General features: G+C 44.9%; 12 protein-coding genes. 2 read left to right on the top strand and 10 right to left on the bottom strand.

The window, feature by feature from the left end; translation table 11 throughout:
* Positions 1 to 11 precede the first annotated feature (11 nt).
* Positions 12 to 635: a PolC-type DNA polymerase III gene (locus AB4185_RS15170; RefSeq protein ID WP_102320725.1), complete on the top strand. Its 624-nt coding sequence runs from the start codon at positions 12 to 14 to the stop codon at positions 633 to 635.
* A gap of 72 nt (positions 636 to 707) precedes the next feature.
* On the opposite strand, the gene AB4185_RS15165 is transcribed toward AB4185_RS15170, so the two are convergent.
* A complete protein-coding gene (locus AB4185_RS15165; protein ID WP_372135618.1) occupies positions 708 to 1,544 on the bottom strand; it encodes a DUF6279 family lipoprotein in 837 nt (278 codons plus the stop codon).
* 303 nt (positions 1,545 to 1,847) lie between these two features.
* On the opposite strand from AB4185_RS15165, the gene AB4185_RS15160 reads away from it, so the two are divergent.
* Positions 1,848 to 2,021, top strand: coding sequence for a hypothetical protein (locus tag AB4185_RS15160; RefSeq protein WP_017064349.1), 174 nt, complete (start codon positions 1,848 to 1,850; stop codon positions 2,019 to 2,021).
* Between the two features lie 156 nt (positions 2,022 to 2,177).
* Here AB4185_RS15160 and dbpA read toward each other — a convergent pair whose 3' ends face one another.
* The 9 genes from dbpA to AB4185_RS15115 all read right to left on the bottom strand — a co-directional run bounded on the left by dbpA (position 2,178) and on the right by AB4185_RS15115 (position 21,970).
* Positions 2,178 to 3,557, bottom strand: a complete 1,380-nt coding sequence (gene dbpA / locus AB4185_RS15155; RefSeq protein WP_017064348.1) for an ATP-dependent RNA helicase DbpA — start codon at positions 3,555 to 3,557, stop codon at positions 2,178 to 2,180.
* A 148-nt stretch (positions 3,558 to 3,705) separates the two neighbouring features.
* On the bottom strand, positions 3,706 to 4,614 hold the full coding sequence (locus AB4185_RS15150; RefSeq protein ID WP_372135617.1) for an aldo/keto reductase family oxidoreductase: 909 nt from the start codon (positions 4,612 to 4,614) through the stop codon (positions 3,706 to 3,708).
* 217 nt (positions 4,615 to 4,831) lie between these two features.
* Positions 4,832 to 5,419: a hypothetical protein gene (locus AB4185_RS15145; protein WP_372135616.1), complete on the bottom strand. Its 588-nt coding sequence runs from the start codon at positions 5,417 to 5,419 to the stop codon at positions 4,832 to 4,834.
* Positions 5,420 to 5,629: 210 nt separating this feature from the next.
* On the bottom strand, positions 5,630 to 6,574 hold the full coding sequence (locus AB4185_RS15140; RefSeq protein ID WP_017059474.1) for a PstS family phosphate ABC transporter substrate-binding protein: 945 nt from the start codon (positions 6,572 to 6,574) through the stop codon (positions 5,630 to 5,632).
* A complete protein-coding gene (locus AB4185_RS15135) occupies positions 6,574 to 7,212 on the bottom strand; it encodes an OmpA family protein (RefSeq protein ID WP_017059473.1) in 639 nt (212 codons plus the stop codon). Before AB4185_RS15135 ends, AB4185_RS15140 begins: the two co-directional genes overlap by 1 nt.
* Complete coding sequence (locus AB4185_RS15130) at positions 7,212 to 8,525, bottom strand: TolC family outer membrane protein (protein ID WP_017059472.1); 1,314 nt, start codon at positions 8,523 to 8,525, stop codon at positions 7,212 to 7,214. Before AB4185_RS15130 ends, AB4185_RS15135 begins: the two co-directional genes overlap by 1 nt.
* A gap of 34 nt (positions 8,526 to 8,559) precedes the next feature.
* Positions 8,560 to 9,885 (bottom strand): HlyD family type I secretion periplasmic adaptor subunit, encoded by a 1,326-nt coding sequence (locus AB4185_RS15125; RefSeq protein WP_108185607.1) that lies wholly within the window; start codon positions 9,883 to 9,885, stop codon positions 8,560 to 8,562.
* Positions 9,878 to 12,037 (bottom strand): type I secretion system permease/ATPase, encoded by a 2,160-nt coding sequence (locus AB4185_RS15120; protein WP_372129696.1) that lies wholly within the window; start codon positions 12,035 to 12,037, stop codon positions 9,878 to 9,880. The genes AB4185_RS15125 and AB4185_RS15120 overlap by 8 nt, the downstream gene beginning before the upstream one ends.
* A 33-nt stretch (positions 12,038 to 12,070) precedes the next feature.
* Positions 12,071 to 21,970 carry an Ig-like domain-containing protein gene (locus tag AB4185_RS15115; RefSeq protein WP_372135615.1) on the bottom strand — a complete coding sequence of 3,300 codons (9,900 nt, stop codon included), beginning with the start codon at positions 21,968 to 21,970 and terminating at the stop codon, positions 12,071 to 12,073.
* Between the last annotated feature and the right edge of the window lie 3 nt (positions 21,971 to 21,973).

Here is a 21,973-nt window from a genome sequence, read left to right as displayed (position 1 = left end):
TAGGAAACACGATGGCTCCAAACTCCGCAGATTCCGTTATCGTTCTCGATTTCGAAACCACAGGCTTATCACCCAATATGGGCGACCGAGCGATTGAGATCGGTGCGGTAAAACTCGTTAACGGCGAAGTCGTCGACACCTTCCAACAACTCATGAATCCAGGGTTTCGTGTGAGTGGCTTCATTGAAAGCTATACCGGGATCAGTAACCGTATGTTAAGCACTGCGGCCAGTTGCAGCGAAGTGATGGATGAGTTTGCAGACTTTATCCAAGGCAGTCAGCTTGTGGCTCATAATGCCTCGTTTGATAAACGCTTTCTCGACGCAGAATTAGACAATATTGGACGTGATTACAATGGACAGTTTGCATGCTCAATGTTGATTGCTCGTCGGCTAATCCAAGACGCTCCGACCCATAAGTTGGGCGACCTAGTTCGATTCAAGCGCATAGATAACGACGGCACTTTCCACAGAGCATTAGCCGATTCAGAAATGACAGCAAGGTTGTGGTTATTAATGATCGATGAGCTGAAGAGTGACCACGGTATTCAACAACCGAGCTTCCAATTAATGCAGAAAATATCGAAGACAGCCAAAAGTTCGATTCCAAAACTACTGATGAGTAACAGGGGTTAGGTTCCGAAATTCACCTTAAAGTGTGATGAAAGGCTAGCTCGACAATAACCGCTAGCCTTTAAAAGGGACGCTCTACTCTTGCAATGACTTCAACGTTCCTTTGAGGCTTTCTGTTTCATTCATAAAATACGCCCACTGCTTGTTACTGCTGGTCGCGGCGATATCTACTAAAAACTTGGCTGATGTTTCCATATTTTGGTTGAGTTGTGACTCAAGTTCATCAGGATAATAAGCTTCATTGTTTAAAAGCAACTTCATGATAATCGGCTGAGCAATATGCAGATCGCTCTTCTTTGCCATCAGCGTCGTTAGCTCTTGATAGGTGTTGTTTTGATATTGTCGCCAACTGCTATTGGTATTTACCCACTCTTTAGACCAAGCCAAAATAATCTGTTTTTGTTCTTTCGATACTGAACCTAACCACCGTTCTGCGCGCTCTTCTATTCTGCTTCGGTATCGCTCTCTCGAATCGGCATCGTTCAACGACAACCTTTCTTCATAATAGTCTTGCTGCTTTTCACGAAAGTTCTTTAAAAACTCCCTGTCTTGCTTAGGGCTAAGCTGCATACTCAAGGCGTAAATATCTGGAGCGAACTTATTGACGATTGTGCGAATATGCTCTTTCGTTTGTTCACTTTGGCCCAAAATAAAAGCGGGATTCATATCCGACCGATCTACGTTTTGAATCGCTTCTAATTGCGAGATGTACAGAGGTAGCTGAGTTTCTTTATGCCATTTTTGTAATATATCTAATCGCTCTTCAAGCTCTGATTCTTGGCTATTTGAGAGGGAAACAAAATCTTCTATATAGCTAACGACAAACCAACCTATATTGTTATAGGCGAACTTGGTCCCGCACCCAGTAAATAGAAAACAGATCACTAAAACTAACCACCGGCACTTTCTCATTCTACCCTCTCACGACATTCAACAAAGCCACAAACCGATTAACTCATCCCTTTAAGGTTAGCCCAGTTTTTATAACGCTAATTCTAGCTCTTATAAAAGTAGTCTTAATAAACAGTGGTCGTAAAAACTTTGAGATAAATTGAGACCCAAACTTGCTAATCTAGCTATTTAGGCAAATGATTAAACTAAAAATAATTAATGGCAGTGATGTAACTTGATTTTATTACTCATTTGACGTGATACGAGCCCTATAAATGAGTTGGGTTGACGTATTTAAAATGATTGATATTTGGGAGGGAAGCTATGGCCGCTATTCCTGATCATCCAAGCGATTTAGAATATGAGCTTTGTTATTTTGATGATGGTTCAATAACCACAATCACGATATTGGTTCACAATCGACAGGAAGCGATGACTTGGTATCTTAGCGAAGGAAAACATATCAACGATCTTTATTCGATAAGACCCGATGAATAATGCTTTGGTATAGAGGACTAGGTCGATAAACCTAAGATAAGAAACTTAAGTGGCATTTTGTGGAACACCCTTTACTGCAATGCCATTAATTAGCAATGCCATTAATTAGCAATGTCGTTAATTAGACATATCGCAGCAAAGGGATTCAGTCTCGAATTACTTCAGGATTCGGGCGCGGAATTGACGACCCTTCATTTTACCTGATTCGATTTTGTTCAGTGCTTTTTTAGCCACAGATCTTTCTACCGCTACGTAAGCACGCATTGCAAACAGATTGATCTTACCTACTGATTTACCATCAATGCCGCCTTGGCCCGTCAGTGCGCCAAGAATATCACCAGCACGAAGCTTAGCTTTCTTACCGCCATCAATTTGGATGGTAACCATGTTTGAGTAGTACGGCTTAGCAATTGGTTTTGCTGGCAGTTCAGATGGCTCGATTGGCATGTCCATGTACTCATCAATTTGAGCAACACGGTACATCTCTTTTTCGCTAAAGAAGCTGATCGCTACGCCTTTGCTTCCTGCACGGCCAGTACGACCAATACGGTGTACGTGAACTTCAGGGTCGCGAGACAATTCAAAGTTGAACACAGCATCTAGGTTATCAACATCAAGACCGCGAGCCGCAACGTCTGTCGCCACTAGAATCGAGATGGTTTTGTTTGAGAACTGAACCAAAGCTTGGTCACGTTCACGCTGTTCCATGTCACCATGAAGTTCGATAACACTGAAACCGCGGTGGCTTAGCTCATCGTTTACGTTCTGCACTTCTTTCTTAGTGTTACAGAACACAACCGCAGACTCCGGTTGGTGATGAAGTAACAGCAACTCTAGAGCGTCATCACGAGCTTCAGAACCTTCTAACTTGTAGAAGTGTTGTTGGATGCTTGAGTGATCGTGTGTTGATTCAACCTTCACCATTTCTGGATTGCGCATAATGCGGTCTGCAACAGATTTGATCTGTTTAGGGAAAGTCGCACTGAATAGCAGAGTTTGGCGTTCTTTTGGCGCCGCTTCAATCACAGCATCCAAAGCGTCTTGGAAACCCATCTCTAGCATGCGATCCGCTTCATCTAACACAAGTGTGTTCAGCTCAGACAGGTCAATGCGGCCTTTCTCTAGGTGATCAAGAATACGACCAGGTGTGCCCACAAGAATGTGTGCGCCATGCTCTAGTGAACCAATCTGTGGGCCCATTGGCATACCGCCACATAGTGTCAGCACTTTAATGTTGTGAATACCACGAGCAAGAGTACGAATCTCTTTTGCTACTTGGTCTGCAAGCTCACGAGTCGGACATAACACTAAAGACTGAACACGGAAACGCTTAACGCGTAGGTTCTGCAGCACGCCTAAACCGAAAGCAGCTGTTTTACCTGAACCCGTTTTACCCTGACCGATAACGTCCTTGCCATTTAGGATAGTAGGAAGACTTAACGCTTGGATCGGCGTCATTTCAGTATAACCAAGAGAATCTAACGTATTTAGAAGCTCTGGTTTAAGGGCGATTGAAGAGAATTTTGAAGTGCTCAATGGAAATATCCAACTGGTGAAAAACAGAGTGCATTATGAGTGTTTTTGAAAATTATTCCACCTTAATCACAGTTTTGGAGAAACATGTTAGGCGAACACAAAAAAGCCAGCTTACTTAGCTGGCTTTGACTTCTATACGAATTGCTTTCTATGGCACACCGTGACCTTTAGATGCCACCCATACGCGATACCACTGTTCGCGCGTCAGCTCGATTTTCAGTGCATCAACGGCCGTCTTCACACGCTCAATCTTACCAGAACCAATAATTGCAATTGGACTAGATGGTAAACGACGAACCCAAGCGTAAATCACTTGGTCAATGCTGTCTGCACCCACTTCTAGACGAATCGCCTCTAGCTCATCACGAACGCGAATCGCTTGTGCTGAATCACCACTGAAGATGCTACCACCACCAAGACAAGACCACGCCATCGGGCGAATACGGTTCATCTGCAGTTGATCTAGCGTGCCATCATGAGCCACTTCGAAGTTCAATGGGTTGATTTCAACTTGGTTGGTCACTAACGGCTTACCGAGTCGAGATTGAAGCAGTTCGAACTGACGCGGTGAAAAGTTAGAAACACCGAAGTGCTTAACTTTACCTACTTTGTGTAGCTCTGCGAACGCTTCTGCTACTTCATCGGCATCCATTAACACGTCAGGGCGGTGAATCAACAATACATCGATATCGTTAACACCTAAGTGCTCTAATGAGTTATTTACTGATTGGTAAATATGCTGCGCGCTGGTGTCATAGTGATTGATCTTACGATCTGGAGTGTGGTCACCACATAGGTTGATATCGCACTTGGTGACGATTTGAATATCATCACGAAGGCTTGGTTCAAGCGCTAAAGCCTCACCAAACAACTTTTCACATTGGTAGTTACCGTAAATATCCGCGTGATCAACAGTTGTGATGCCAAGATCAATATGTTGCTTCAGGAAAGTCAGGCGTTGTTGCGGGGTCATGCCCCACTCTGCTGTACGCCAGTATCCTTGCACCAGCTCAGAAAGTTCTGGGCCTTGTGGCGCTATCGTTACTCTTGCAACCATGGGTTGTCTCCTTTATCAATACTGAACGTATCCTAATCTCGTTTTACCGAAGGCTCAACGTATAACAAATGGCAAAGCTAAACGCTTATTAAAAATGTGAGAGCCGCAGAAAAACGAACACTTAAATGAATTATAACTTGCTGTCTGCCCGCGAGCCGTTCTCCTGAAAGGCTTGTTTAGCCTAATAAATAACGAAACTATCTATAAATTTGAGCAATTAAAAACGATTAAGTTCAACCGTTAAGTTGTCACCATCACTCTGTAACTGAATCCAAGGAGAAGTAGAGCTAGAAGAAGATAAGCTAGGCACATTCCACACACTCAGTTGCTCTGCTGAACCGTGAGGCGCGTTGATGAATTCGACCAGCTGTTTATCCACCTTATCGAAACCAACACCTTCATTTCGAGTTTGTTCGAGTTGAGCTGTAACATCGAATTCATCTTCACCAATACGAATTGAACTGAGAGCAAAGCCATCTTGGCGAAGGTATGCCTGAAGCTTTGTGTAACTTAGGTCCGAATATGGCAGGTTAAAGCGAACCGTTTCGACACTTGAGTCCCCCAACTCCAGTTCAACATACACATCCAGGTCGTAATATTGGGTTAAGTCACTGCACAACAAAGTACCTTCGATCTCACCACAATCCATCAACTCGATATCATTAATATAGTTTTGAGAATTCGGCAGACTTGGGCTGCTGTTAAATACTGTTCTTAGCCACCAGCTTTCGGTTGCTTGCGCTGAAAATGAAATAGCATTGAGGGACAGCATTAGAGGCAAGATTAGAACTTGAAAGATTTTCATCGACTGGGCTTATTTAGCGCTATATGAAGTGTCCATTATACGTGACCAAACGACAAACAACTGCTCGAGTCGCAAATTTTAGGCGAAAAAAAACGGGCATACATGCCCGCTAGATAATTTCATCACCGAATAACGTAATCCGTCACGTTGAGAACCATTACGAAAGAGAGAATATCACTCTCCCACAACAGTTACAACATGACATACCCATTACTTGTAGCCACCTTCAATAGCAGGCTCTTCAAGCGACAATCTGACTTTGTTACGTTGAATAGCTTCTGGCGGCAAGCTGATGAAGCCGTATTGGTTCAAAACGACTTGATGATCTTGTGACAAGGTAAGCCCAACAAAGAACTCCTCTTGTTCCGTAAAGCCTTTGCGATGCGCTGGAATATTCAAGTACATGTAATAAACCGTTGCTAACGGGTAACGACCAGAGAGGATCGTTTCTTTGTTTAGGTCGTAGTTCACACCTAGGTTATCAACCACGCTCAACCATTTCACATCAGAGATCTGATCTGAGTAAACGGTGTAACCAATGGCGGCATCTTCGTCTTCAATCTTATTAATCAGATCAGGTAAATCCGCTAAGAACTGAGTATGGGCATATTCTCCTTCTGTTCCACATTCGACCCAACTTGAAAAGGTAGTATGGCCTTTCAGGTTGTGATCAATGGCAAAGGGCAACATATGAGTATCTAGGCTTTCACCGTTACGAATATCACTACTTGCTGACCATTTTGGATGTTTAGGATCGTTAGAACAACCAAACACATCAATTAATTCAGCGACGGTGATTGATGTCGCAGGGTTATTTTCATTGGCTAGAATCGCAATCACGTCAGCGGTAAACATCAGCTCTGTTGGCCTATAACCGTAACGCATATCAAACCTAGCCATCTCTTTGTCAGTCCACTTTTTGGAAGTGATACCAACACGCGAGCGCTGCATGATCATCTGTTCTGGGACGCTGTCACTCAACAAGATTTCTAAGTCGATCTCTTGGCTCTTAAGCAGATCTTCTACAAGCCCCTGCATATTCGGCTCAATCGCGACCAAACCAATGTCACTGGCATCATTCGCAAATGTCGATACAGAGAACAACGCAGGTACAGCAGCAAGCAGCAAGCCCGATTTATTAGCTAGACATTTCATTACTGGCCTCCTACTGGATCAATCGACGTTTTAGACTCAACATCGCTATTACTATCGAGCTGCATTTCTGAAGTGAAGATGTTCCAAGATGGGTTCACTTCCATGCTTTCTGTTTTAATCACCGCGATCGTTCTACGCTTACGCTTGTGAAGATGCTGAGTTAAGCTGGTTATCTGAGTAAACTCTTGTTCAAAGATTCGCTCACCATTGATGCCTCTATCAATCAATGCGTCTCGAATCACGCCCGTTCTTTTCTTGGCCAATGCTTTGTTATACACGTTTGTACCTTCAGCACTGGTATCTCCGACCAAGGTAACCGAAGCATCAGGCTGCTCTCCTAGTAAACGCACCAACTCATTTAATACAGCGGTATGATCAGGTTTAAGGTCATACTTATCAAAATCAAATGCCACACTTAATACTTCAACGTCTTCGACAATTTTCCAATTGGCACACCCTTTAATGTCTACCGTTACACCTTCTGGCGTATCGGCACATAGATCTCGCTGGTTAATCACACCATCTCGGTCATTATCCGCTAAGTCATCAATTTGGTGGCGTGTCATTGTCGTATCAGGCGTTTCTGCACATCCCATTAGCAAGATAGAGCTAAGTAGCGCTAGTTTAAAATATCTCATTACTTATTCTCCCCTTGCCACTCTTCTGGATGTTCAATCCTCAACGCATACGTCAACATACCCATCGCATTTAACACTCGATAAGCCGCTAACGTTTGATCATATTCAGTGCTGATGAAGTTTCTTCGAGCCAAAAACACTTCTACTTTTGCATCCAGTACATCAAGAAGGCTTCGTCTGCCAACATTGAATTGCTGGATATAGCCAAGCTCTGCAATTTTCGCTGCATCAACATTCTGTTGAAGTAAGGATTTTTGCTGCTCAAGCATTTTGTAAGCGTTCCAAGCCAGTTGTGTACCTTCTCGAACCTCACGCTCTGTTCGTAATCGGATCGCCCTTGCCTCTTCCACTCGCCAAGCTGACGATTCAACCCTGGAGTCGGTAGAGAAGCCATTAAACAGGTCATAATCCATCGTCAACATGATACGTGCATCTTCATCGACACCGCCTGGCGGGTTAGATACGTTGTCATTCTTATTGGCATGAAGCTCAAGTTTTAGTTCTGGGTAGTAATCCCCTTTCTCGCGGCGCATCTCTTTACGAGCCGCGTCGATATCAAGCAAAGAGGCTTTGATTTCAGGGTGATTCTCGACAGCTTGTTCAAGTGCGACCTGTGCTGAGCTTGGTAATAGAGCGTAATCAAACCGGGGGTAAACCAAGTTCACCGCAGGTTTGCCAACCAAGCGTAGATACTGAGTTTGCAAATCAAACAGGTTGTTCTGAGCGGCGATAAGTGAAGACTGCGCGGTCGCGACACGGGCGGAGATTTGAGCCAGATCCGAGTTGCTACTCAAGCCTTTGCTCTTTTTATCTTGGATATCTTGATAGATCTCTTGGTGCTCTTTTACATTACGCTTAGACAATTCAAGTAGCGTCTCTGCTTTTAGGATATCGAGGTAATTTCTCACCACATCTAACGATACGTTTTCAGCTCGCGAAATCAGAGTTAGACGCTCAGCTTCTGCTTCGAACGTCAGTCGATCGACATTCGATGTGGTTTTAAAACCATCAAATAGTAACTGGGATACTTTAACGCCAATTTCCGTTCTCGTTAGGCCTCGATCATCGGTATCAAGTTTGCTACCACTGTTGTAGCGCGTTTCTTCATAACCTGCTGCCGCGTACAAGTTCACTTGCGGCATATACAAACCACTCGCCGCGTCTCCGTCTCTGACCACCGATTGGTATCGGGAGTATTGCGCCAATATCTCTGGGCTATAGTCGATGGCAAAGGCCACGGACTCTTCTAATGAAGCTGCTTGAGACAGCCCACTCATTAGCAAGCAAGAAGAGAGTAAGAATTTTGAATGCATTACACTTCCTTTTATATTTATGCTTTAACCCACTTCATCGTTCGCGAAGTGAGTTTTCCTTAGCTCGTAAAATAGGTTTTAACCAATAACTCAATACTGTTTTTTCTCCGGTCAATATATCAACTGCGACTTGCATCCCCGGGATAATGCTAAAGGCAGAATTTTGTTGTTGGTCTTCGTTTAACTGAATATGGGCGCGATAATAGGCGTTGCCGTCTTCCGTTTGTAAGGCGTCGGCACTGACATAAATCACCTCGCCTTTAAGTCCGCCATAAATGACAAAATCATAGGCCGTGAATTTGACTGTTGCACCCAATCCCGTATGAACAAATGCGATATCTTGCGGAGAGATTCTCGCTTCAACAATCAGGTCACTGTTTGATGGAATGATCTCAATGATCGGCTCGCCGGGACGAACTACACCACCAATGGTACGCACAAAGATCTCTTTGACTGTGCCATCAACGGGCGCGACAATTTCAGTACGCTTGAGTTGGTCGGCAATCGCCTGCTGGCTTTCGTTCAGCTGCGCTATCTTGCTCGCCACTTCATTCAACTGGCCTTGCACTTTGGTACGAAAATCTAAAGCGATACTTCGATGATCCGCTATCGACTCTGAGTAGGCAGCTATCTGCTTCTGCGCTGCTACTTTTGAGCTAGCAATATCACCTTTGAGTTTGACTACATCACGGTTGAGTTTAAGCAGCTCAACTTCCGCAACAGCACCGCTCGCTACCACGTCTTTCAGCATGTTGCGCTCACGAATCACAATCTCGAGGCTGCTTTCAAGAGTCTGGATATTGTTAAACGTATCGACACGAGCTTGGTCTTGTTGCTCGATACGAAGTGCCGCCTCTTCCAGTTCAGACTTCAACTGTCCTAAACGTTCTCGGTAGTTCGCCTTGGCATTCATTAACGCAGGGTGGCTTGATACATCAACCGCAATATCTTGAGGCACCAAGACCACTCGCTCATACCACTCTTTCGCATCGTTATTTAAAACGACCGTCGACAGCTCAGCCTTTAATCTTAATTGCTGAGCAAGCAAGGTATCCGCTTGTTGAGCCGACTCTAAAAACGCCGCCTTAAAACGTGTGTCTTCTAACTTAGCTAGAGGTTGCCCCTTCACTACAGATTGGCCTTGTCGCACCATGATCTCTTGAACCAGTCCACCTTCTAAGCTCTGAATGGTTTGCACCGAAAGACTTGGAACGACTTTACCTTCACCGATCACGACTTCTTCTAATGTTGCCCACGTAGCCCAACCGATAATTGATACAATGAGTAGAGCACTCAACCAAATCAGCTTTCGAGAGCGGAATGCTAAGTGGTTGTTGGTCCATTGAATATCATTACTCATGACGACCTCCCTTCACCACAGATACCGTCTTAAACCGGCTCGTACCTTTAGGTACACTTTTCTTCTGTAAAGAGAGAATTTCTTTAGGTTCACCTTCTGCCACGATTTGACCTTTATCCAATACAATCACTCGATCACACATCATCAAGAATGAAGACTTATGGGAGCTGATTAGCATTGAGGTTTCTCTCGGCATACTTTGCAGCGCATTGAAGAATTGAATCTCAGCTTGACTATCTAATGCACTGGTTGGCTCATCCATAATCAACAACTTTGGACAACGATACAGAGCTCTCGCGATGGCAACGGCTTGACGCTGACCACCAGAAAGTAACCGACCACCCTCACCGACAGGTGTTTCAAGGCCATTGCTTAGGCGCCCCATGTAACCATTCAAACCCGACTGTTGAAGAGCTTGTCTTAGCTTTTCTTCATCAACGTTGGTCGCACCAAGCGTAACGTTGTCGTAAACACTGCCAAAAATAAGATTAGTGGTTTGCCCTACCCAACCCATGCCACTGCGCAAGACACTGGTTGGCCATAATTGCCCATCGATTTCTTGATAGAAAGCTTGTCCTGTTGTTGGCAAATACTGGCGCGCAACAATCGATAGTAGAGTTGTTTTACCCGCGCCTGCCGCACCGACAAGACCAACTCGCTCACCCGGTTTGATCTCTAGGGAAATCTCCTTTAATGCAGGGCTTTGAGTCTCTGGATAAGTAAACGTCACTTCATCTAACCTAACCCCACCATCAAAGTCTCCTTTGTCGATAACTTGGTGTTTGGACTCTTCCTGAGGTAGCTCCATAATCTGATTCAGCCCTTCAACGGCCGAACGTGTTTGCTGGAACCTCAGCAATAGAAGAGAAAGCTGGTTCACCGAACTTGCAGCGCGCCCACTCAACATCACAACGGCTATCAAACCACCCATACTCAGCAAGCCTTCAGAGATCTGATACACGCCGAAGATGATCAGAGTGATGGTAACGATCTGCTGACTGGACTGAATAGAGTGCGTCACGATATTGGAGTAATGACGAGATTGAGTCTGCCATTGAGAGAGCGACGAAATCGTCTGTTCCCAACGCTTCTGGGTAATACCCTCAGCATTGTTTTGCTTGATATCCGGAAGAGTTGTTAAGCAATCAAACAGCTGGGCTTGTCTTTGTGTCGAGAGACGTGCGGTTTCATCGAATGTTTTCTCGACCTTGCCTTTCATCGCGATGCTCAGCACAATCAAAACAAGCATGATCGCGACAGGTATGAACATCATTGCGCCACCGAGCCAGCCGATAAGCAGTAGGAATAACAAAGTGAATGGCAGATCGACTAAAGTGACTAACGAGATAGAAGTGAAGAAATCTTTCACGCTATCGAAGTCTTGAAGCTGTCTGGCAAATGCGCCTACCGATTGAGGTCGATTTTCGAGCTTCATACCAAGGACTTTCGAGAACAGCTGAGAAGACAACTTGTTATCAATATAGCGCCCAGCCATATCAGTCACAGAGCTTCGTGAGCTTCTCAATACCCAATCAAAAATAACAACGATACCAACACCTGCTGCTAATACCCAAAGCGTGTTAAACGCTTGGTTTGGCACAACACGGTCGTACACATTCATGGTAAATAACGGAACCACTAGCGCAAGCACGTTGATCAAGAACGAAGCGATAAACAGATCGCGATACCAAGGCTTCACTTCTTTGACCACCCGCCACAACCAACGGGTGTTGGATTTACTGTCATTGCGCTCATGTGCCTGAACACGGGCGTCATCAAGCGCTTGAGCACCCACTTGCCAAACAAATGCATCCACTTTAATGACTAAGTCTTTAAGGAGAATTTGTTGGCTTAAGTTGGATTCACAATTCAATACTTGAAAGTCGCCAACGGAGCTTTGGGTTACGACAAGAGGAGACCCTGTCGCGGACTCAACAGCAACAACAGGGAACTGACATTGATTCAATAATTCTTTTTTAACGTGGCTCAGCGTTAACCCCGATTTCTCAATCGCTCTTGGAAAAAGGGATTCATTGAGCCTGCCTTCATTTAAAGGTAGGCCAGACACTATTTTGGAAGGGTGACTGCGAACATTAAAATGCTCACACAACCACTCAACACAAGCTAGCCAGCTGTCTTTTTGTTCTACCAATCTAAACTTCCTTTTATAGACTGTACATCTAACTTACAGCGTTAAATTATTGTCTTCTATCATTTTTTGTAAAATTTGTGCTTCTAATGCACTGCTACTGTCACCTTGATACAGATCGTCGTACGTGACATCAGCTAGCAAGATGTTTTGTTGAACGTCTTCGTCACCATTAGGTTTAATAGAAATGGTCACACCTTCACCAGATTCTTCTAAATCTAGATATTGTGTTGCCCCTAGCCCTGTATTAAGCCCTAGGCTTCCCAAAATACCCGAGAGGTCAATTGCATCAGTGTCTGGAGACGCATCAAAATCTTGAATCACATCGTAGCTTGGTGCTTCTGCACTCCCTAAGCCTGAAGATGCGAACACAAAATTGTCAGAGCCTGTACCGCCAATCAACAGATCGTTATCATCTGTCGCGGTAATCGTAGAATCCCCTTCAGCGACAAACTCAATCGATACGGTTTGGGGTAACCCGACCGCTTGGTTATTGCCTATCTCTGCAGACGGCTCTATCGTTAGGTCAAATTGATCACCACTGTTGTAGCCCCCGGTAATCGCTAGGTTAGGCACATCTGCCAAGTCCACCACATATTGACCATCGACCATAGAGCCGTGTGAGAACGTCAAACCTGCGGGAATATCATGAATTGTAATGAAGCCCACTTCTGAATCAGCAGGGTTTACAAGAGAAAGGTCTAAACCAAGAGGAATCGTGCCACTTGCTTCTGCCACGATCGAAGAATATTCAACGCTCAATAACGGTGCATCAGGCTCTGGTGTGATAATAAGCGTCATGTCTTGCGAGCTCGGGTCACCCGTGTCGACCACTAACTCACCGAGTACCGTATTTTGATCAACCGTTCGGCCGGTAATCGTAATATCGAGGTTACCAAACGCATCGCCTGCAAAGAATTCGAGCTCATCAACAGAACTTGCTTTAACGAGGATCGTCGCCTGTATGATGCCACCAACACTGGTGAAAGAACTGGTTTCTGATCCAATTCGAATTCGGTCTAACCCAACTAACCCTGATGGGTCCGAAGTTCCATTCACTGTTACCGTAATTGCTAAAAACTCATCACTGTTAGTTTCAAAGCTATTGGCATCAAGAGGAATCACGATGCCATCATCTTCACTTCCAGTGAGCTGTTCAGGTAAATCGAAGAACTCAACTTTGTCACCTATAGGGTTAACACCTACAGTAAATTCAGATTGTGTATAACGGATATCCGTCGTACCAATTTCTTGAGTAATCGCCTCTAGAGACAGATTAATGTCACCACTAAAGTCTCTTGGTGGCAGAATGACTAGATTAGATAACTGACTTGGATCTAACTGCCACTCATAGGTAGGGTTTCCATCGAAGGTACCGCCATCAGCACCATTGTTTGGAACCAACTCATAGTTGTCTCCGATTTTAATCGCGACAACTGCGCCTTCAGGAACTCCCTTCAACGAAAGCGACATGTTTTCAGAACCATCTTGGTCAATCAGCTCTGCGCTAAGTGATGACAACGAAATGTAATTATCTTCATCTCCGATAATATCCTCTGTTATCAAGTTCGCCGCATCAGCGACTGGCTCAACAGTAATAGTCACGACCGTCGTTTTATCTTGCGTATCCGTTTCTGTCACGCAATCCGCTTCATCGGTAATATTTGCTGTCACAGTGAGGGTAATTTCACCACTGTAATGCTCAGGTGGCGTAACTAACACATCACTCAAGCGGCTAGGATCCGTTACCGTCCAAGTACCATTGCCATTATCAACTAACAAGCCAGTATCAGCAGGACTCTCCGATAGTGTTACACCATTTGATACTGTGATGGTCAGAGAGTTAACTGTCTCCTTGCCAGTAGCACTATTGCCTTCACCCGTGATTAACTGACCGTCTTCAACGCTATCTCCAAGAACAAGCTCAAGATTAAGATCCGTGGCGATGTCTTCTTGAATCGTTGTCGAATCCGTGGCAACGGTGATGTCATCCACAACAGGCAAGACTTGAATACTAATAGTTTGAGCTGTCGTTACAGTCTCACCATTACACGGCGAGGTTTCAATCGTCTCTATCGTGAAATCAATACACCCAGCGAAGTCTTCGTCCAATCCAGTTAACGTCAATTTCGAGAGGCCATCGGCAGTGATTGAATAACCGACGATCTCACCAGAAGCATCGTATTCAGCAATCACACCATCACCGGAGATCTCAACGCCTTCAGGAAGTGAATCGGCAGGAATATAGAAAGAGATTTCATTGTCTGGATCACTGCCAACATCGGTGTTTAGCAAGCCAGTGAGATCAATATCTTCCCCTTCAGGTGTTTTAATTTCGCCATCGGGTTGAATCGGGCTTGGTGGGCCAACAGGGTCACAAGAACCGCCACCGCCGTCATGACCAGTAATTTGCAGCGGGAAAGTCGCATCAATATATCTCGCATCATCACCATCAATCACACGAGCACGAACCACAATATCCAGTACCGGAGTATCACTTGGGCTGGAAATCGTCGCATTATCTAAAATGTACGCTGCGAGTTCTTGGAAAGAGTCACTCGTTAACCCATCCGCAGATATGATCCAATTCCCAGAGCTATCTTGAGCGGCACCATTAGGGTGCTCAACAATCAACGAATAGCCGTCGGGAATCTCGATCAAAATATAATCGAGGTACTCTGACCCATCGATATCCGCGTCGACGAACGTCACGGCGTTAGAGATATCAACAGGCGAGCCGTCTGTACTCTGTAACAGCTCTGTAGAGCCTTCTAATCGAGTATCTAGCTCGACACGAGCATCTACAGTCACGCTAATAGAACCAGTAATATCTTTAATATCCGTTGCACCAGTTGGAGAGGTATCCGCGACTTCATAGGTGATAGGAATTGAGAATGTTCCGCTTAAATCTTCTGTCGCTGTAACAGACAGCCTGCCGCTGCTTAGAAGATCCGAAAGCGTTGGCGTTGTTGAGTCCAGTAGAGTATCCAAATCTAAGCCTGAAGCTGGGACCTGAATAACACTCCCATCAAAATAAAGAGTGAGATCTGCAGGTAGGCTATCAATGACATATCCCGTCAAGGATTCGCTGCCATCAATATCCTGATTCACTGAAGGTTCAAGGTTCAGGCCGATTTGACTGTCTTCGATGCCTTGAGTACTGACCACTTGACCGTCTTCTTGATCAACGACCGGCGCTAGCTCTACTTTAAGTGTCATAGGAAACTCGCCCGAATCACCATCGGGCTCAGTTGAGATAGCAATAACGGTGAGTTCTAATTCACCACTAAAATCAAGAACTGGCTTGAGATACAGATCATCCAGTTGAGCGTTAGAGACTTGGAATACGGGCCCTGTCACATCATCAACATACGCAATCGTCAGCGATACTGGTTCACCCAACGCATCCACCAGCAAAGTGCCTTCAGGAATGTTAGTAAGCAGTATGTTGATCTCTTCTGAAGCATCGTCATCCGTCGTTTGTATGAGGAAGTCGAGCTGTATTAACCCATCTTCATTCAAGACCGATTGGTTGCTGATGACTTTACTGTCACTGTCGTATTGCCAATGACCATTACCACCGTCTACCGCGATAGGTTCATCCACAACACCTTTCAAAAAGATATTGATGGTTTTTGTATCACTTGACGCTTGCCCATTGATAGGAATAAGTGAATCGATCGTCGACTCAGTCGCTATTGCTGTTACGTCTATTGACAGATCTTCAGTAAAGGAACTGATGTCTTCTTTAGGCTGAATATAAGCAACACCATTGGCGATAGCTTCGGCAGTGACTGAATAGGAATTATTGCCTATCTTTGCGGTACCATCACCTTCAACAGACCAGCCATCTTGAACTTGGATAATATAACTTAACGATTCAGAACCATCGGTGTCCGCCAAAGCGCCTTCAATAACGTCTTTGAGGTAAATAGCTTCATCCTCTAGTCCCTTGTAGTCTTTAACAGACACATGAGGAGTATCAGCATCAGGTGAAATATCGACAGTAACGGTATGTACAATACTTGCCGTTTTATCATCTGGGTCAGCGAATGAATTGCCAGACTCTGTTGCAACCGCAGTAATCTCAAACTCAAAGCGACCCGCTAGGTTGTCGTCAGCCCTGATTTCCATTTTATCAATCTGAGCCTGTGTGTAAGATTTCCCTTCTTTGACTGCGTTGCCATTTAACGTCAAATTCAAGCCGTCAGGAATCCCACTAATCTGGTAGCTCAATGTTTCTGACGTATCTTGATCCACCAGCTGAGCTGTTATGTCCAAACTGACTGGGTCTGAGTCATCTTCTACTGAATGATAGGAGAATACGGAAGCCGACCAATCCGGTGCATCAGCCACCGGTAAAACAGACACTGCAACATCAGCCGTCAGTTCTTTAGGATCCGTATCAGTGCTAATGATTGCGTTGATCGCTAGGATAACCGTTGAGGTGGTATTGGATTCATGAAGTGCTGGTCGATAAGTCAACTGGCCATTCGGGCCGGTAAACTGACTATCAATCGCTGCCAATTGACTTCCAGACAAGGTGACCTTGCCGTCTACAACTTGAAGCAACACCCCATCAAGGTACAAGCTACCACCGTTTAGCGATGCTTCTGAGAACTCGATAGTAGTAACGGTTTCGCTTTGGTCGACATCGCCGGTTGCCACACTTACAACGATAATCGCGTCATTGTCTTCTGTGGTTTCAGAATCTTCATAACGAATAAAACCTTCGTTATCATCCAGAATAAGCTCAGCAGTACTCGTGACCTCATCACCATCGGCATCGCGAACCAAATAATCAATGTCATCGATTAATCGAGGATCGGTAGGGTCAGTTGATACATTGGCATTAGTAGTCAGTTGGTAGCTGCCATCAGAGTTAAGCGTAAACTGACCGTAGACGCTATTATCAAAATCATTAATGAGATCAATCTCGATTGACGTAATTACATCGGTAAAAGTGTAGGTATCACCGCGATAGTCAAAACTAACAATGACGGCGCCATCCGCACCAGCAAATTCTTCTGTTAAGAACTGTCCGCTGAGATTATCGCCTTCCACCATTTCAATGGAACCAGAACGAGAAGTTGGCACTGCATCCGTAACATTAACAACATAAATAGCCGGATCAGAACTATCACCATCGGCATCAGTAACGACCAATTCAAAATTCACAGCAAGATTATTTTCACCATCACCCGTAGCATGATCAAGCGGCGCATATAGATTGAACTCTGTTGTGCCATCGTTGTTAAAACGAATTCGGAAGATATCGTTACCCGACGTATCTTGAGCGTAATACCAACCATCGGCATTCACTGCCTGCAATGAAATGGCTTGCCCACCACTGGTATAAGCTAATGCGTCAAAAGCATCGGTATTAACTGAAACTGATGCGATATCGTCCGAGCCTTGGATAATAGCGATCGATGGGCTTGGTTCTTCAGTCCCAGTTTGTTCGTTGTCACCAATGAGTCCATCTTCATCGACAGATATGCTGCCTACAATCGAGAATGCAGGATCCTTACCATCGTATATTTTAATGTCTGATTTTTGGGTGGAACGCGAACCATCTGAATCAATAACGACAACCGTGGCCGGTATGCTCAATTCGGTATCTTTTAACCCAGCACCATGATCAATAGAGCGATATAAATCAATCTCAACGGCAACGGTACCTGAGATATTAGCTTCTAAGAAATAATCAGATGGCAGACGAATCTGCATAATGACATCGCCATTACTTAATATCGCATCGAAACTGCCGTCACCATTGTCTCTCCAAGTTAAAGCTTCACCATTATGAGTAACGGCTTCCCCATCACCATCTAAAACCGCCTGACCGTTTGTCACATCAATACCAAGATAAACGATAGGATCATGCGATGCCGTGATATCCAAATTTACCACTGCGCTTTGTTTTACACTATCTGGTGTCGTATTGGCGATAGGGGTTTCAGATAGTTCAACAGTTCCACTTCCAATAAACGGTTCACCACCGTCAGTAATAGAGATGTTAAGGTCTAGTTTGGTTTCATCATTATCTGAATCGCGAGCAGTAACGGTAAAAGGAAGAGAATCCGTACCATTGGTTTGATCTAAGCCTTTATAAAGAGTGAAGACATAATCCACACTGCTGTCTACATCACCGGATGCGGGCGCGGCAAAACTCACAGTAAAGGCAACATCGCCACCCACTACTGGTCCGGCGTAGCCAGTCAATAATGTTCCATCCTCAGAAACAGTGTAATAAATCTGTTCACCGCCGCTGAAGAGCTGAGGTTGATCTGCTAGATCAAAGAACACACTGTCTAAGTAATCACTGCCAATCCCGATACTGAAGGTTCCGGTGCTACTGACTTCACCGACAGGAGCATTGCTTAAATCAGACTCGTTGACTGAAGCATTTGAATCAAGAACTAAACTCGGATCATTACCGTCTTCTATCACCCATGATATTTGGCCGTTTTCTAAAGCAGTGCCATCAGTATCTGTACCAATAATATTCAACGGAATCGTGAGTAAATCGCTGGTGATAACATGATCGAGTGGGCGTTCAATCACTAATACAATATCGGCAAGTACATTGTTCCCGTCGACCGTTGTCGTCATTGAAAACGAGAACACATCATCATCACCTTGCTTAGCTGTAATAATGAGACCATCTGCGCTGAGAGTATAAGTAAGTGCTGTAGCGTCGCCTCCCGAAGTGATACCTAATACTTCTAGTTGCGCGACAGTCTCAGGGCTAAATTGTATAGAATCTGGGTCTGGGTTATCCGAACCACCTAATATAGTAAATTGAGCATTGATGGTTTGCGAACCGGAGGTAACGTCGACTTCCGTCACCGTTTTCGAATCATCCAATATCTGTCCTGCCGCACCATCAGTGATATCAATGGTCGCCGTTGCAGAGCCAAAATCACCACTAGAGTCAGCGGCAACGTAATTGAAGATAACGGTATGGTCTTGGTTATGATCTAGATTTCGATTTGCTTCAAAGGTCCACTGGCCATTGGCAAATACGGTCAATACACCATCCCCGGTATTGAACACCGCAGGAGTTGCACCTGAAATGTCCTTGCTGACTCCACCAACTTCGACGCTACTAATGGTTAGAGCAGTATCAAGGTCAATGTCATTGCTAAGAACGTTGCCTGACGATATTTCACCTTCAACCATCGAGTAAGACTCGCCGAACAGCAAAGGTTCGGAATCTAGAATCGTGATCGGTAATTCGCCTAAAACGAGCTCAGTGGTTCCATCGTCATCAATCTGAAGACCTTCGATAATGATCGCCGTTTGAAGTAACTCTTCACCAGCTTGTTGGTCAACCGCTTGGTAAAAGGTGATCTCAACGGTATCTCCAACAATCTTAGCTTCGAAAACCAGTGTTCCATCGGTTCGTGTTGCTTTGAGCACTTGGCCGTCAGACTCTAATGCAATAGCGATAGATTGACCTTGAGACGTCACTCCCTCGGCAGAGACTTGGTTTGCACTAAAAGCAAACTCGTCAGCAAACTGAATATTGATGTCAGCAACTTGGGTTTGATCTCCGAAGATCCCGACCGTGCTTTCAGAAAATGAGACTGAACCTGGCAGTATAATACTTGGCATGTCATCGCTGACTTCATTGCCAATCGAATTGGCCACTCTCGCATCTATAATCCACTCAGTAGATGGGTCTAAGCTAGAGACATCAATATTCTCGACTAGCCAGCCACCTGACGCATCCACGATTCCAACAAAAGTCAGCGTTTGAGTACCATCATTGATCTCGATGTAAACAGGTAAGCCTTCGGAGACATCGGTTGTCCCCTGCATGGTGGTTAAATCGCCGCTACGGAAATCCAAGATGTTGAAACCAGACAAGGTATCAATATCAATAACAGGCGGTACGGTATTAATTTGTCCTGTCGAGTCTGTGCCCGTTGTTTCATTACCTGCAATATCAACGGTAACTGCTTCTACGGTAATGTTACCATCCGCAAATGCAGACAGATCGACATCATCGATGCTCCAAGCCCCTGCAACAACTACGGTTTGTAACGTGATAGACTGATTATTGCTATCCGAAACTGTGACGGTAATAGGCTGTCCATTTTCTACATTTTGAACAACACCTTGTAGACGAACAGATTGAACCTCTTCAGTGTTGAGTATGTTGTCGGCATCATCGAATTTTGCTGTGATACTTGCCAGAGTATCCTTAACGATTATATCGCTAGAAGTAACAGTATTGCCCGCAACATCCGTAACGCTAGCCTCTACGGTTAAGATTCCTTCTGCAAACCCCGAATAGTCTTGACCTGTCAGCGTCCAATTTCCGCCAACTACTGTGGTCGTATAAACTTGGGAGACATTAAGGCTATCGGTAAGGGTAATAGTGATCGTTTGACCGTCTTCAACATCCTCAACCGTGCCAACTAAAGCGCCATTACTGACCTCGGCAGAGTTGTAATACTCGTCACCAAAACCATCGAAATCGACACTGATGTCCGCCAGCGTGTCTTTGACTATTGTGTCACTGGAGGTCGCTGTATTGCCCGCAATGTCGGTAACCGTGGCTTCTACCGTTAAAGTGCCGTCAGCGAAGGCTGAATAATCTTGACCAATGAGACTCCACTCGCCACCAGAAACTATCGCGGTATAACTTTCTGACTTACCATCAACATCGGTGATAGTGATTGAAACTTCTTGGCCATCTTCAACATTGGTCACCGTGCCAACTAATGCGCCATTACTGACCTCGGCAGAGTTGTAATACTCATCACCAAAACCATCAAAATCGACACTGATGTCCGCTAACGTATCTTTGACTATGGTATCGCTAGAAGTTGTCGTATTACCGGCAATGTCCGTAACGCTTGCTTCTACTGTTAGCGTACCTTCAGCGAAGGCAGAGTAATCTTGGCCAGTTAGAGTCCACTCGCCACCAGTCACTGTCGCGGTATAATTTTCTGACTTGCCATCAACATCGGTGATAGTGATTGAAACTTCTTGACCGTCTTCAACATTGGTCACCGTGCCGACCAGTGCGCCATTACTCACCTCGGCAGAGTTGTAATATTCATCACCAAAACCATCAAAATCGACACTGATGTCCGCTAACGTATCTTTAACGATGGTATCGCTAGAAGTAGCAGTATTGCCCGCAACGTCTGTAACACTTGCTTCTACTGTTAGCGTACCTTCAGCAAAACCCGAATAGTCTTGGCTGACTAATGTCCATTCGCCACCAGAAACTATCGCGGTATAACTTTCTGACTTACCATCAACATCGGTGATGGTGATTGAAACTTCTTGGCCATCTTCAACATTGGTCACCGTTCCGACCAAAGTGCCATTACTCACTTCGGCGGAGTTGTAATACTCATCACCAAAACCATCAAAATCGACATCGATGTCTGCCAGCGTATCTTTGACTATTGTGTCACTGGAGGTCGCTGTATTGCCCGCAATGTCGGTAACCGTAGCTTCTACCGTTAAGGTGCCTTCAGCGAAGGCTGAATAATCTTGGCCGACTAATGTCCATTCACCACCAGTAACTGTCGCGGTATAATTTTCTGACTTGCCATCAACATCGGTGATAGTGATTGAAACTTCTTGGCCATCTTCAACATTGGTCACCGTGCCAACTAATGCGCCATTACCGACCTCGGCAGAGTTGTAATACTCATCACCAAAACCATCAAAATCCACGCTGATGTCCACCAGCGTGTCTTTGACTATTGTGTCACTGGAGGTCGCTGTATTGCCCGCAATGTCGGTAACCGTAGCTTCTACCGTTAAAGTGCCTTCAGCGAAGGCTGAATAATCTTGACCTGTGAGAGTCCATTCGCCACCAGTGACTGTCGCGGTATAATTTTCTGACTTGCCATCAACATCGGTGATAATGATGGAAACTTCCTGACCATCTTCAACATTGGTCACCGT

The sequence above is a fragment of the Vibrio sp. 10N.286.48.F5 genome (genome assembly GCF_041469785.1).
GTDB lineage: Bacteria > Pseudomonadota > Gammaproteobacteria > Enterobacterales > Vibrionaceae > Vibrio > Vibrio crassostreae_C.
This window is presented reverse-complemented; position numbering and strand designations above follow the sequence as displayed.